The 16,453-nt window shown below is 70.5% G+C and carries 1 protein-coding gene; it reads left to right on the top strand.

The features are described 5' to 3' along the window. Nucleotides 1-16,453 (top strand): non-ribosomal peptide synthase/polyketide synthase (locus ACFWF3_RS03585; RefSeq protein WP_379312296.1); only part of this gene is annotated, 16,453 nt, incomplete at both ends.

The following is a 16,453-nucleotide window of genomic DNA, read 5'->3' as shown; positions in this document are numbered from 1 at the left end:
CGTACCCTGCGCAACCTCCTGGCCGACGCCGTCGCACAGAACCCGACCGGCACCGCCGTCGTGTTCCAGGGGATCAGTGTTTCCTACGCCGAGCTCGACGAACGCTCGAACCGTTTGGCGCGCTTGCTGATCGCCGAGGGCATCGGCGCCGAGGATCTCGTCGCGATCGGCGTTCCGCGCTCGGCCGACTCGGTGCTGGCAGCGTGGGCCGTCGCCAAGACCGGCGCCGCTTTCGTCCCGGTCGACCCGACCTACCCCGCCGACCGCATCGCCCACATGGTCACCGACTCCGGTTCGCCGCTGGGCATCACTGTCGCCTCTGTGCTGGGCGGACTTCCGGACATCGCGCCGCGCGAGGCCGCCGGTATCGAATCCACGCCGCACGCGACGGCGACACTCGACAGCTCGGCCGCGGATGCTGCTGCCGCTGGCTGGCTGGTACTCGACGAGCTCGACCTCGCTCGTTTCGACGGCGGTCCGATCGCCGACGACGAGCTCGTGCGGGTGACCACCCCCGAGCAGCCCGCCTACGTCATCTACACCTCCGGCTCGACCGGCGTGCCCAAGGGCGTCGTCGTCACCCACGCCGGTCTCGCGAACTTCGGTGAGGAGCAGGCCCAGCGCTACGCCCTCGATACCGGCACGCGCGCACTGCATTTCGCCTCGCCCTCGTTCGACGCCTCGATCCTCGAGCTGCTGCTGGCCCTGGCCCGCGGTGGCGCGCTGGTCGTAGTCCCGCCGGGCGTCTACGGCGGCGACGAGCTGTCCGAGCTGATCCGCACCGAACGGGTCACCCACGCCTTCATCACCCCCGCCGCCCTGGCGACCTTCGACCCCAGCGGCCTCGACTCGCTGCGCGTCCTGGTCGCCGGTGGCGAAGCGGTCCCCGCCGATCTGGTGTCGAAGTGGGCAGTTCCCTTGGCGGATGGCACAACTCGCGCCTTCCACAACGGTTACGGCCCCACCGAGACCACGATCATGACCAACATCAGCGCCGCGCTGACGCCGGGCGAGCTGGTCACCATCGGTGGGCCGACTCTCGGCATGCGGTCGCTGATCCTGGACGCCCAGCTCCAGCCCGTTCCAGTGGGTGTCGCGGGTGAGCTCTATCTGTCGGGCATCCAGCTGGCCCGTGGGTACCACGCCCGTGCCGGGCTCACCGCCGACCGGTTCGTCGCCGACCCGTTCATCCCGGGCGAGCGGATGTACCGCACCGGCGACGTCGTCCGCTGGACCGCCGAGCGCACCGTCGAGTACGTCGGCCGTTCCGACTTCCAGGTCAAGATCCGCGGCTTCCGGATCGAACTGGGCGAGATCGACTCCGCCCTCGCCTCGCACGAGACCGTCGACTTCGCCACCACCGTCGGCCACAAGAGCACCGCGGGCGCCGTCTCGCTGGTCGCGTATGTGGTTGCCGCGCCGGGTCATTCGATCGATGTCGCCGCGCTGACCGCGCACGTCGAGGATCGTCTGCCCGCGTACATGGTGCCGTCGTCGATCATGGTGATCGATCACGTGCCGCTCACCCCGGTCGGCAAGCTCGACCGAAAGGCGTTGCCGGAGCCGGTGTTCGCCACCGAGGTCACCTTCCGGGCCGCGCGCAACCCGATCGAGCAGACCATCGCCGAGGTCTTCGCCGAGGTGCTCGGGGTGGAACGCGTGGGCGTGGACGATTCGTTCTTCGCGCTCGGCGGCGACTCGATCGTCTCCATCCAGCTCGTCTCCCGGGCCAAGGCTCGCGGCGTGCTGTTCTCCCCGCGCAACGTCTTCGAGCAGCGCACCGTCGCCGGCCTGGCCTCGGTCGCCGAAACCGCCGATGTCGCGGCGGCTTCCGCGATCACGCTGGCAGAGCTGCCTGGCGGTGGCGTCGGCGAGATGCCGCTGACCCCGGTCGTGCGGTTCATGGCCGAGCGTCCCGGTTCGTTCGACCGGTTCAACCAGACCATGGCGCTGGAACTGCCGGTCGGCATCGACCGCGCGGGCATCGCCGCCACCGTCGGCGCGGTCATCGACCGCCACGACATGCTGCGCTCGCGCCTGCACCAGGTCGACGGCCGCTGGGTCGTCGACACCGCTCCCACCGGCACTGTCGACGCCACCGCGCTCATCGACCACACCTCGTTCGACCCCGCCGTCTCCGATGCCGAACTGGTCGAAATCGCCGCCACCGCGCTGGATGCCGGCCTCGACCGCCTCGACCCGGCCAACGGCGTCGTCGTGCGCTTCGTCTGGCTGGAACCGCTGAACGCAGGATCAGCCACCGCGGATGGGCTCACCGCCGCGGGCACCAACGCCACCGCGGAGGGGTTGGCGGTCACGCAGACCAGCGATGCCGCCGCGACCGGTGGTGCCGACGGTTCCGCCAACGCCCGTCGGGCAGGTCGCCTGATCGTCGTCGCCCACCACCTCGTGGTCGACGGTGTCTCGTGGCGCATCCTCGTGCCCGACTTCGTGTCCGCGTGGGGTCAGCTCTCCGCCGGACAGCAGCCGGAACTCGTCGCACCCGCCACCTCCATGCGGGCATGGGCGCACGCCCTCGCGGACGAGGCGCGCACCACCGACCGTGCCGCAGAACTCGACTTCTGGCGTGAGGTCGTCGCGACCCCCGACCCGCTGCTCACCGAGCGGCCGATGGACCCGGCGGTCGACGTCTCCGGTGTCGTGGAGAAGCTGCCGGTCGAGGTGTCCGCCGAGGTCACCAAGGCCCTGCTCACCACCGTCCCCGCGCTGTTCCACGGTGGCGTCAACGACGGTCTGCTCACCGCGCTGGCGCTGGCCGCCGCCAAGTGGCGCTCGACCCGGACCGGTCCCGGCGCGCTCGGCAACGGCCACCGCGCCGACCCGAGCGGCGACGCGCTGCTCGTGCGTCTGGAAGGCCACGGTCGCGAGGAAGAGGTCGCGCCCGGCTCCGACCTGTCGCGCACCGTCGGCTGGTTCACCGCCATCTTCCCGGTCCGCCTCGATCTGGCCGGCATCGACATCGACGCCGCGCTCGCCGGTGGCCCGGCGCTGGGACAGGCCGTCAAGGCGGTCAAGGAACAGCTGCTCGCGGTGCCCGACAGGGGCATCGGTTACGGCCTGCTGCGGTACATGAACGCCGAGACCGCCGTCGAACTGCCCACGCAGCTCCCCGGCCAGATCAGCTTCAACTACCTCGGCCGCGTCGCCGACAGCGACGTCCCCGACGCGCTGCGCGGCTTCGGCTGGATCCCCGCGCCCGAGCTGGCCGCCCTCGGCGGCGCCTACGACGCCGACATGCCCGCGATGGCGCCCCTCGATGTCAACGCGATCGTCGTCGGCGACAAGCTCAGCGCCAATATCGGCTACCCGAGCACCCTGCTCGCCGAGGCCGAGGTCCGCGAATTCGCCGACCTGTGGATCACCGCGCTGGAAGCCGTTGCCCGGCACGCCAATTCGGCCGACGCGGGCGGCCACACGCCGTCCGACTTCGCCCTCGTGCGCTCCACCCAGCGCGATATCGACACCTGGGAGAAGCGCTACCCCGAGCTGACCCAGGTGTGGCCGCTCGCCGCCCTGCAGGCAGGTCTGTTCTTCCACGCCCGGCTGGCCGCCACCTCGGTCGACGTCTACACCGCCCAGGCCGTCCTCACGCTCACCGGTCGCGTCGACGCCACCCGTCTGCGTGCCGCCGCCCAGGCGCTGCTCGACCGCCACGAAACCCTGCGCACCGCGTTCGTCACCGACCACGACGGCAACGCCGTGCAGGTCGTCCTCGACACCACCCGCGTGGCCTGGACCGAACACGACCGCATCGAGACCGGCGAATTCGCCGACCTCGTCGAGGCCGACCGCACCGCCCGCTTCGACCTGGCCAACCCGCCGCTGATCCGCTTCACCCTGATCCAGATCGCCGAGCACGAATGGCGCTTCGTGGTGTCCAACCACCACATCCTGCTGGACGGCTGGTCGACGCCGCTGGTCATGCGCGACCTGCTCGCCCTCTACGCCCTGCACGGCGACGCGAGCGCGCTGCCCGCCGTCCGCTCCTACCGCCACTTCCTGGAATGGGTCGGCCGTCAGGATCATTCGGTCTCGGTCGAAGCCTGGTCGCACGCGCTGCGCGGCGTCACCGAGCCGGCGATGCTGGCCCGCCCCGACGCGAGCCGCGAGATCGCCGCCCTGTCCGACGAGTACCTGTTCGACCTCGACGAGCCCACCACGGCGCGGCTCGTGGCGCTGGCCGCCGACCTCGGCGTCACCCCGAACACCGTCCTGCAGGTGGCCTGGTCGATCGTGCTCGGCCGGATGACCGGTCGCGACGACGTGCTCTTCGGCACCACCGTCTCGGGTCGTCCCGCGCAGCTGTCCGGCGTGGAATCCATGGTCGGCCTGTTCATCAACACCGTCCCGGTGCGCGTGCGTTTCGACGCCGCCGAATCGGTGCGCGACGTGCTCACCCGCACCCAGGGCGAGCAGGCCGACCTGCTCGACCACCACTACATCGGCCTCGCCGAGATCCAGTCGGCGGCCGGCGTCGGTGGCCTGTTCGACTCGCTCGTCGTCTTCGAGTCCTACCCGGTCGACGCCGAGGGCATCAAAGCCCAGGCCGCCGATATCGACGGCATGGCCGTCACCGGTCTCGACGCCGCCGACGCCACCCACTACCCGCTGTCGCTGATCGCGCAGCTCGACACCCAGCTGCACATCCGCGCCGGCTACCTCAGTGATCTGTTCGACACGGCCACCGTGCACCGCATCGCCGAGCGCCTGATCCGGGTGCTCACCGCGATCACCACGGAACCGGCTGTCGCCGTAGGCGATATCGAACTGCTCGATGCCGCCGAACGCGAACTCGTCGTGCGCGAGTGGAATGCCACCGCGCACGAGGTCGACCAGCGGGCCACCCTCGTCTCGATGTTCGAGGCCCAGGTTGCCCGCACGCCGCAGGCCACCGCCCTGTCCTTCGAGGGCACGAGTCTGTCCTACGCCGAGTTCGCGCAACGGGTCTACCGTCTGTCGCGCTGGCTGATCGACCGCGGCGTCGGCCCGGAAACCTATGTGGCGCTGGGTATGCGCCGCTCGCTCGATCTGGTGATCGGCATGTACGCGGTGAGCGTGGCCGGTGGCGCCTACGTGCCGCTGGATCCCGACCACCCGGCCGAACGCACGGAATACATTCTGGCGACGGCGGATCCGGTGTGTGTGCTCACCTCGGGCACCGATCTGGAGATCGACACCGCACAGGTCCGCATCGATCTGCTCGACCTGGACGGCTACACCGATACCCGCGTCACCGATGCCCAGCGCACAGCCCCGCTGCGTCCGGCGAACACGGCGTACGTGATCTTCACGTCGGGTTCGACGGGTCGTCCGAAGGGTGTGGCGGTCAGCCACGGTGCGATCGTCAACCGTTTGGTGTGGATGCAGGAGGCCTACGGTCTGACCGAGGCCGATGTGGTCTTGCAGAAGACTCCGGCGACGTTCGACGTGTCGGTGTGGGAGTTCTTCTGGCCCTTGCAGATCGGCGCGAAGCTGGTCGTCGCGAAGCCGGACGGCCATCGTGATCCGGCGTACCTCGCCGAGATCATTCACACCGAGGGCGTCACCGTCACCCACTTCGTGCCGTCGATGCTCGCCGTGTTCGTCGCCGACGCAGCGGCCGCGCGCTGCGCGTCGCTGCGGATGGTGTTCGCCTCCGGTGAAGCGTTGCCGCCCAAGCCCGCTCACCGTTTGCGCGAGCTGACCGGCGCCGCTCTGCACAACCTGTACGGCCCCACCGAGGCCGCGGTCGACGTCACCTTCCACGAGGTCGTCGACACCGACGTGGACACGGTGCCGATCGGTGCCCCGGTCTTCAACACCCAGGTCTACGTCCTCGACGCGCGTCTGCGCCCCGTCCCGGTCGGTGTCGCGGGTGAGCTCTACCTCGCCGGTGTCCAGCTGGCGCGCGGCTACGTCGCCCGCCCGGACCTGACCGCCGATCGCTTCGTCGCCGACCCGTTCGGCGACGACGGCGAGCGCATGTACCGCACCGGCGACCTCGTCGCCTGGACCGAACAGGGCGAGCTGGAGTACCTGGGCCGCACCGACTTCCAGGTGAAGCTGCGTGGCCTGCGCATCGAGCTCGGTGAGATCGAGTCCGCGCTGACCGGCCTCGACGAGGTCGCTCAGTCGGTGGTCGTCGTCCGCGGTGATCAGCACACCGGCGACCAGTTGGTCGCCTATGTCATCCCCGCGACCGGCCGCACCGTCGACATCGAGGACGCACGCGAGGAACTGGGCGGCAACCTGCCCGCCTACATGGTGCCCTCGGTCATCGTCGTGCTCGACGAGTTCCCGCTCAACGCCTCCGGCAAGCTCGACCGCAAGGCGCTGCCCGCGCCGGTGTTCGAGGCCGCGGTGTTCCGCGCCCCGACCACCCCGGTCGAGGAAATCGTCGCCGCCACCTTCGCCGGTGTGCTCGGCGTGGATCGGGTCGGCCTGGACGACGACTTCTTCGCGCTCGGCGGTAACTCGCTGACCGCCACCCAGGTCGCCGCCCGCCTGTCGGCCGCGCTGGACACCGATATCGGCGTGCGCGAACTGTTCGAGTCCTCCACCGTCGCCGGGCTGGCCGCGCGGGCCGAGACGCACTCCGGTGCCGAACGCCGCGCGCCGCTGGTGCCGCAGCAGCGCCCCGAGCGGGTGCCGCTGTCGCTGGCCCAGCAGCGCATGTGGTTCCTCAACCGCTTCGACCCCGAGTCCGCGGTGGACAACATCCCCGCCGCCGTCCGGCTGTCGGGCCTGCTCGACCGCCAGGCGCTGCAGGTGGCCGTGGCCGACGTGCTCGCCCGCCACGAATCGCTGCGCAGCTACTACCCGGAGGTGTCCGGCGCCGGCTACCAGGTGATCGTGCCGACCGGCAAGGTCATCCCCGACCTCGCGCCGATCGAGACCACCGCCGCCGAACTGCCGCAACGGCTTTCGGAGCTGGTACGCACCGCGTTCGACGTCACCGCCGAGGTGCCGTTCCGCGCGGCCCTGTTCGAGGTGAGCCCCACCGAACACGTGCTCGCCCTTGTCGTGCACCACATCTCGGCCGACGGCTTTTCCATGGGCCCGCTGACCCGCGACGTGATGACCGCCTACAGCGCCCGCGTCGAAGGCGCCGAACCGGCCTGGCGTCCGCTGGAAGTCCAGTACGCCGACTTCGCGCTGTGGCAGCGCGCCGTGCTCGGTGACGAGGACGACGCGAAATCGGTGATCGCCCAGCAGATCTCGTACTGGGGTTCGACCCTGGACGGCCTGCCCGAGCAGCTCGACCTGCCCGCCGACCGGCCGCGCCCCGCGGTCGCCAGCGGCCGCGGCGCCACCCGCACCTTCGAGATCGACGCGAAAACCCATGCGGCCCTGACCGAGCTGGCCCGCACCCGCGGCGCGACGCTGTTCATGGTCTCCCACGCGGCGCTGGCACTGCTGCTCTCGCGCCTGTCCGGCGAGCACGACATCGCCATCGGCACCCCCATCGCGGGCCGTGGTGAGCGCGCGCTCGACGACCTGATCGGCATGTTCGTCAACACCCTGGTGCTGCGCACCGAGATCGACAGCGACGCGAGCTTCGCCGACCTGCTCGGTGCGGTCCGCGCGAGCGACATCGCCGCCTTCGGCCACGCCGATCTGCCGTTCGAACGCCTCGTCGAGATCATCAACCCGGCCCGCTCGCAGGCCCGCCACCCGCTGTTCCAGGTCATGCTGGCCTTCCAGAACACCGGCCAGACCAGCCTGGAATTGCCCGGCCTCACCGTGAGCGGCGTCGATCTGCCGATCGACGTGGCCAAGTTCGACCTGCAGGTCGTGCTCACCGAGAAGCCGGGTGAGGCATCGGGCATCGTCGCCGAGCTGATCTACGCCACCGACCTGTTCGACGCGGCGACGATGGACCGCTTCGGTGCCCGCTTCGCCCGCCTGCTGGCCGGCATCGCGGCGGCGCCGAACCGCGCCGTCGGCGATCTCGCGCTGCTCGACTCGGCGGAAACCGCGCTGGCCGTGCACGGTTGGAACGACACCGCCCGCGAGCTGTCCGAGGCGGGCACGCTGGTGGACGAGTTCGCCCGCCAGGCCGCGGCCACGCCCGACGCGGTCGCGATGGTCGACCCCGCCACCGGCGAAACCTTGACCTACGCCGAATTCGCTTCCCGGGTGCACCGTCTGGCGCATCGCCTGATCGAGGCGGGCGTCGGCCCGGAGTCCCTGGTCGCCCTCGGCCTGCGCCGCAGCATCGACCTGGTCGTCGCCGCCTACGCGGTGCAGGAAGCGGGCGGTGGCTACGTGCCGCTGGACCTGGACCAGCCCGCCGACCGCATCGCGTACGTGCTGGAGACCGCCGCACCGGTGGTGGTTCTCACGACGACTCGCGACGGCTTCGAGGATGCCGCACCGATACTGGTCATCGACGCGCTCGATCTCTCGGCGTACCCGGAGACTCCGGTCACCGATGCGGATCGGATCGCGCCGCTGCTCCCGCAGCACCCGGCCTACGTCATCTTCACCTCCGGCTCGACCGGCCGCCCCAAGGGTGTGGCCGTGCCGCACTCGGCCGTGGTGAACCAGATCCGCTGGATCACCGGCGAATACGGCATCGGCGCCGGCGATGTGGTGCTGTTCAAGACGCCCGCCACCTTCGACGTGTCGGTGTGGGAGCTGTTCGGCCCGCTGAGCACCGGCGGCCGGATCGTCGTGGCGAACCCCGATGGTCACCGCGACCCGCAGTACCTCGCGGATGTCATTGCCGCGCAACGGGTCACGATGACTTCGTTCGTGCCGTCGATGCTCACCGTGTTCGCGGGCAGCATCGATCAGGCCGCGGTCGAGGGCGGAGCTCTGTCCTCGCTGCGCGCCCTGCTGATCGCCGGTGAGGCATTCACCGCCGATACGGTCGTCGCATTCCGCAAGGTGAGCGACGCGGCGCTGTTCAACCTGTACGGCCCCACCGAGTTCACCGTCCACGCGACGCACGGCCCGGTCGCCGACCAGGTCGACGGCGCCGTCCCGATCGGTGCGCCGGTCTGGAACTCGCAGGCCTACGTCCTGGATTCGCGCCTGCATCCCGTGGCCGCCGGTGTCGCCGGTGAGCTGTACCTGGCCGGTGCCCAGCTGGCCCGCGGCTACTTCGGCCGGCCGGACCTCACCGCCGATCGCTTTGTCGCCGACCCGTTCGGAACCGACGGCGAACGGATGTACCGCACCGGTGACCTCGTCCGCCGCGACGAGAACGGCGTCATCACCTATCTCGGCCGCACCGACTTCCAGGTGAAGCTGCGTGGTCTGCGGATCGAGCTCGGCGAGATCGAAGCCGCGCTCACCGCGCACAACACCGTGACGCAGGCCGTGGTGGTCGTGCGTTCGGACGCTCGCATCGGTGACCAGCTCGTCGGCTATGTCGTCCCCGCCGTGGGCGAGACCGCCGATATCGACGTTCTGCGCGCACAGCTCGCGGCGCAACTGCCGTCCTACATGGTGCCGGCCGCGTTCGTCGTGATCGACGAGATGCCGCTGAGCGCCAACGGCAAGCTCGACCGTCGCGCCTTGCCCGAGCCGGTGTTCGAGGCGCGCGAGTTCCGTGCGCCGCGCACGCCGATCGAGGAGATCGTCGCCGCCACCTTCGCCGAGGTGCTCGGCCTGTCCGGTGACCGCGCGGTCGGCCTCGACGACGACTTCTTCGACCTGGGCGGCAACTCGCTCATCGCCACCCAGGTGGTCGCCCGCCTCGGTGCCGCCCTCGACACCCGCGTCCCCGTGCGCGCCCTGTTCGAGGCGCCCTCGGTGGCCGCGCTGGCCACCAAGGTCGAGGTCCACGCGGGCAGCGGCAGTCGGCGCGAGCTCGTCGCCGGTGCGCGCCCGGACCAGATCCCGCTCTCGCTCGCCCAGCAGCGCATGTGGTTCCTCAACCGCTTCGACAGCGCGACCGGCGTCAACAACATCCCCCTCGCGGTCCGTCTGACCGGCGACCTCGACATCGACGCCCTGCGCCAGGCCGTCGCCGACGTGGTCGACCGGCACGAGGTGCTGCGCACCGTCTACCCGGAGACCGCCGACGGCCAGGGCGTGCAGGTCGTGCTGCCCGCCGGGCAGATGCCGATCTCGCTGCACCCGATCACCGTCGGCGAGGACGAGATCCGCGATCGCATCAGCGAACTCGTGCTCGCCGGATTCGATGTGACCGCCGAGGTCCCGGTGCGCGCCGAACTGCTGCGCATCGCGGGCTCGATGGACGGCTCGCACCCCGACACCCACGTGCTGGTCTTCGTCGTGCACCACATCTCCGGCGACGGCTGGTCGGTGCGCCCGCTGGCCCGCGACGTGATGATCGCCTACGCCGCCCGCTCGCGCGGTGAGGCGCCCGGCTGGACCCCGCTGCCCGTGCAGTACGCCGACTTCGCCCTGTGGCAGCGCGAAACCCTCGGCTCCGAAGCCGATTCGGCGTCGATGATCGCGCAGCAGGTGGCCTACTGGTCACAGAACCTGGCCGGGCTGCCCGACCAGCTCGACCTGCCCGCCGATCGGGCCCGTCCCGCCGTCGCGTCCAATCGCGGTGGCGTGCACGAGTTCTCCATCGACCCGGCCCTGTCCGCCGGACTCAACGCGCTGGCCCGCGAACACGGCGCCAGCCTGTTCATGGTCGTGCACGCCGCGTTCGCCGCACTGCTGGCTCGCCTGTCCGGCAGCGACGACATCGCCATCGGTACCGCCGTCGCCGGTCGTGGTGAAGCGGTGCTCGACGATGCCATCGGTATGTTCGTCAACACCCTGGTCCTGCGCAGCGCGGTCGACCCGGCCCAGCCGTTCACCGAGCTGCTCGCGCAGACCAGGGAGAACGACCTCGCCGCCTTCGGCCACGCCGACCTGCCGTTCGAGCGGCTCGTGGAGATCCTCAACCCGGCCCGTTCGCAGGCGCGCCACCCGCTGTTCCAGGTGATGCTGTCCTTCCAGAACACCGGTGAGGCGTCCTTCGAACTGCCCGGCCTCGAGGTAGCGGGCGTGCCGCTGGATGTGGTCACCGCCAAGTTCGATCTGCACCTGAACCTGGCCGATCGTCACCGTGCCGACGGTTCCGCCGACGGCATGACCGCCGAATTCGCCTACGCCACCGACATGTTCGACGCCGACACCATCGCCGTCCTCGCGCAGCGCCTGGTGCGGATGCTGACCGCGGTCGTGGCCAAGCCCGCCCGTGCGATCGGCGAGGTCGAGCTGCTGGCCCCGGCCGAATACCGCCAGGTGGTCACCGACTGGAACGCCACCGAGCATCCGGTCGACCAGGCCGCCACGCTGGTGTCGATGTTCGAGGCACAGGCCGCGACCAGCCCGCGCGCGACCGCCGTGACGTTCGAGGGGACGAGTCTGTCCTACCGCGAGTTCACCGCGCAGGTGAACCGCCTGGCCCGCCACCTCATCGCCCAGGGCGTCGGCCCGGACACCATGGTCGCGCTCGGCATGCGCCGCTCGCTCGACCTGGTGATCGGCATGTACGCGGTGAGCGTGGCCGGTGGCGCCTACGTGCCGCTGGACCCGGATCACCCAGCCGAGCGCACCCACTACGTGCTCGAGACCGCGGCGCCGGTGTGCGTACTGACCACTGTCCGGGACGAATTCGACGCCGGCTCGACCACCGCGCTGAACATCGAAGGCCTGGATCTCTCGGGTTACTCGGATGCGCCGGTCACCGATGCCGAGCGGATCGCGCCGCTGCGTCCGGCGAACACGGCGTACGTGATCTTCACGTCGGGTTCGACGGGTCGTCCGAAGGGTGTGGCGGTCAGCCACGGTGCGATCGTCAACCGTTTGGTGTGGATGCAGGAGGCCTACGGTCTGACCGAGGCCGATGTGGTCTTGCAGAAGACTCCGGCGACGTTCGACGTGTCGGTGTGGGAGTTCTTCTGGCCCTTGCAGATCGGCGCGCGGCTCGTTGTCGCGAAGCCCGATGGTCACCGCGATCCGGCCTACCTCGCCGAGATCATCGCCACCGAAGACGTCACCACCGCGCACTTCGTGCCGTCGATGATGTCGGTCTTCGTCGCCGAACTGGCCGAATCCGCCGCCGTGGCGCTCGCCGACGGTGCCGAGGTCTCGAGCAGCCTGCGACTGGTGTTCGCCTCGGGTGAGGCGCTGCCCGCGCCGACCGCCCAGCGGATGCGCGCCCTCACCGGCGCGGCCCTGCACAACCTGTACGGCCCCACCGAAGCCGCCGTCGACGTGACGTTCCACGAGGTCACCGATGCCGACACCACCTCGGTGCCGATCGGTGCGCCGGTCTTCAACACCCAGGTGTACGTGCTGGATTCGCGTCTGCACCCCGCGCCCGTCGGCGTCCCCGGCGAGCTCTACCTGGCCGGTGTCCAGCTGGCGCGCGGTTACGTCAACCGTCCCGACCTCACCGCCGACCGCTTCGTCGCCGATCCGTTCGGCGAGGACGGCGCCCGCATGTACCGCACCGGCGACCTCGTCGCCTGGACCGCGGACGGCGAGCTGGAATACCTGGGCCGCACCGACTTCCAGGTGAAGCTGCGTGGTCTGCGGATCGAACTCGGCGAGATCGAGTCCGCGCTCACCGCGCTGCCCTCGATCGCCCAGTCCGTGGTCGTGGTCCGCTCCGACGAGCGCCTCGGCGACCAGCTGGTCGGCTACCTGATCCCGGCGGCCGGTGCCGGCATCGACCTCGACGCCGTGCGCACCGAACTCGGCGGCGCGCTGCCGGCCTACATGGTCCCCACCGCCTTCGTGATCCTGGATGCCTTCCCGCTCAACGCCTCCGGCAAGCTCGACCGCAAAGCACTGCCCGCGCCGGTGTTCGAGGCCAAGGTGTTCCGCGCGGCGTCCACCCCGATCGAAGAGATCGTGGCGGGCACCTTCGGCGACGTGCTCGGCGTGACCCGCGTCGGCGCCGACGACGACTTCTTCGAACTCGGCGGCAACTCGCTGCTGGCCACCCAGGTCACCGCCCGCATCGGCGCCGCCCTGGACACCCAGCTCTCGGTGCGCGACCTGTTCGAGGCTTCGACGGTCTCCGCGCTGGCCGCCCGCGCCGAGCACAACGCGGGCTCCGGCCGCACCCGTCCGCGCCTGACCGCGGGGGAGCGGCCCGCCGTCATCCCGCTCTCGCCCGCCCAGCAGCGCTACTGGTTCCTCAACCAGTTCGACACGTCCACCTCCGCGGTCGACAACATCCCCCTGGCCGTCCGCCTCACCGGTGAACTCGACGTGCCCGCGCTCGAGCAGGCCATCGGCGACGTGTTCGCCCGCCACGAAATGCTGCGCACCACCTACCCGGGCTCGCCGGACGGCCCGCACCAGGTGATCCTGCCCGTCTCGCAGAGCCGCGCCGTGGTGCACCACATCGCGGTCACCGAGGCCGAATTGCTCGGCAGCGTCATCGAATTCGCGATGACCACCTTCGACGTCACCCAGGAGGTGCCGCTCAAGGTCGCGCTGTTCGAACTGAACGCCACCGACCACGTGCTCGCGTTCACCGTGCACCACGTCTCCGCCGACGGTTCCTCGATGGGCCCGCTGGCGCGCGACATCATGGCCGCTTACGTGGCCCGCGTGCAGGGTGAGGCGCCGCAGTGGGCGCCGCTGCCCGTGCAGTACGCCGACTACGCGCTGTGGCAGCGCGAAGTCCTCGGCGACGAGACCGATTCCGAATCCCTCGCGGCCAAGCAGGTCGCCTACTGGAGCGAAGCGCTCGCCGGGCTGCCCGACCAGCTCGAACTGCCCGCCGACCGGCCGCGCCCGCCCGCGCAGTCGTTCCAGGGCCAGGCCATCCGCTTCGAGATCGACCCGGAGCGGCACGCGGCCCTGCACGAACTGGCACGGGCGAACAACGCCTCGCTGTTCATGGTCGTGCACGCCGCGCTCGCGGTGCTGCTGGCCCGCCTGTCCGGCACCGACGATATCGCCGTCGGCACCCCGATCGCGGGCCGTGGCGAGCGTGAGCTCGACGACCTGATCGGCATGTTCGTCAACACCCTGGTGTTCCGCACCGCCGTCGACCCCGGCGCCTCCTTCGCCGAACTGCTCGCCGACGTGCGCAACCGCGACCTGGAAGCCTTCGCCAACGCCGACGTGCCGTTCGAGCGTCTCGTCGAGGTGCTCAACCCGGTCCGCTCCACCGCCCGCAACCCGCTGTTCCAGGTGGGCCTGTCGTTCCAGAACCTGGCCGACACCACCTTCGAACTGCCCGGCCTGACCGTCAGCGCCGTCGACTACGACTCGCAGCTGGCCAAGACCGACCTGCACGTCACCCTCTACGACCGCTACACCGACGACGGCGCACCGGCCCAGCTGGTCACCGAATTCGGTTACGCCATCGACCTGTTCGACGAGTCGACGGTCCAGAGCTTCGCCGACCGCTTCCTGCTGGTGCTCGACGCGGTCGCCGCCGACGCCACCATCCCGGTCGGCGATATCGATCTGCTCACCACGCCGGAATCCGAGCGGATCGTCACCGCGTGGAACGACACCGCGCACGCTGTCGACACCGACGCCACCCTGGTATCGCTGCTCGATGCGACAGTGGCGGCCACTCCCGAGGCCATCGCGATGGTCGTGGACGAGCCGGAATCCGAAGCGGTGGCCGCCGGCGCCGAATCCGGTAGTGGCACCGCCGCAGTCGGTCGGGTCGTCGCAGGACGCCGCGAGCTGACCTACGCCGAGCTCGACGCCGAGGTCAACCGTCTCGCGCGGCACCTGATCTCGCGCGGCATCGGCACCGAAGACCGGGTGGCTCTTGCCATCCGCCGTTCCGCCGAGCTGATCATCGCGATGTACGCGGTGGCCCGCACGGGCGCGGCGTATGTGCCGATCGACCCGGATCAGCCTGCCGAGCGCACCGACTACATCCTGGAGACGGCCGCACCGGCTGTCGTGCTGACGACGGCGAACGCCGAATTCAGCACGGCGGCAGCCGAAGTCGTGGTCCTCGATGACCTCGACCTGAGCGACGTCAGCGATGCCGCGATCACCGGGCCCACCCTGGTCCCCGCGAACACCGCGTACGTCATCTTCACCTCCGGCTCGACCGGCAAGCCCAAGGGTGTGGCGGTCTCGCACGGCGCGATCGTCAACCAGTTGCAGTGGGAGACAGCCGAATTCGGCATCGGCGCCGAAGACGCGGTGCTGCTCAAGACGGCCGCCACCTTCGACCTCTCGGTCTGGGAGTTCTGGACCGCCGCCGTCGCGGGTGCCCGTCTGGTGGTCGCCACCGCCGACGGCCACCGCGACCCGGCCTACCTCAACGACCTGATGCGGGGCACCGGCGTCACCACGCTGCATGTGGTGCCGTCGATGCTCGACGCGCTGCTCACCGAATCCGGTGCCGCACTGCCGCGGACGTTGCGCCGTGTCCTCGCCATCGGTGAGGCGCTGCCCGCCGCGACCGCCCAGCGTTTCCGCACGGCCAACACCGCCGCGCTGTTCAACCTGTACGGACCGACCGAGGCCGCGGTCTCGATCACCAGCCACGCGGTGACCGACGCGGACACGGTCTCGGTGTCGATCGGCGCGCCGGAGTGGAACAGCCGTGTCTACGTGCTGGATTCACGCCTGCGTCCCGTTCCGGTCGGTGTCTCCGGTGAGTTGTACCTGGCCGGCGCCCAGCTGGCCCGCGGCTACTACGGTCGCGCCGATCTGACCGCCGACCGATTCGTCGCGGACCCGTTCGCGGTGACCGGCGAGCGCATGTACCGCACCGGTGACCTGGTGGCCTGGAATGCCAACGGCGAGTTGGACTACCGGGGCCGCACCGACTTCCAGGTGAAGATCCGCGGCTTCCGCATCGAACTCGGCGAGATCGAGGCCGCGCTGCTGCGTCAGCCCGGCATCACCTCCGCGGCGGTTCTCGCGCACACGGATCCCGTCGTAGGCGATCGCCTGGTCGCCTACGTCGTCGCCGGAACCGCTGCCGACAAGGCCGCGGCAACCAGCGCTGTGAACTCGGCGACCGCTGACGCCGCGGCCGAGAGCGCCCCGGCGCGCTCGGCTGCTGAGCTCGACAAGCTGGCCCTCCGTGCCGCGCTGGCCGCCGAACTGCCGTCGTACATGGTTCCGACCGTGTTCCTGCAGCTCGACGCGCTGCCGCTGAACGCCAACGGCAAGCTCGACCGCAAGGCTCTCCCGGAGCCCGAGGTCGAGAAGGCGGTGTTCCGCGCGCCGGTGAGCCCGAGCGAACAGCTCGTCGCGGCCACCTTCGCCGAGGTCCTTCGCCTCGACGTCCAGCCGCGACCGGCGGGCCCGGAGGCGGTAGCGAAGCGTGACCACGCAGGGCCCTCGGGAGCGGCTGCATCCGGCTCAGCCAAGCGGTTCGGCCTCGATGACGACTTCTTCGCCTGGGGCGGTAACTCGCTGCTGGCGACGCAGGTCGCCGCCCGCCTCGGCGCGGCACTCGACACCCGCATTCCCGTGCGCCTGCTGTTCGAGGCGTCCACGGTGGCCGCGCTGGCCCAGCGGGTCGAGCAGC

Source organism: Nocardia sp. NPDC060220, assembly GCF_042727815.1.
In the GTDB taxonomy this organism is placed as follows: domain Bacteria; phylum Actinomycetota; class Actinomycetes; order Mycobacteriales; family Mycobacteriaceae; genus Nocardia.
Note: the sequence above shows the minus strand (reverse complement) of the source record. Positions and strands in the feature narration are given on the sequence as shown.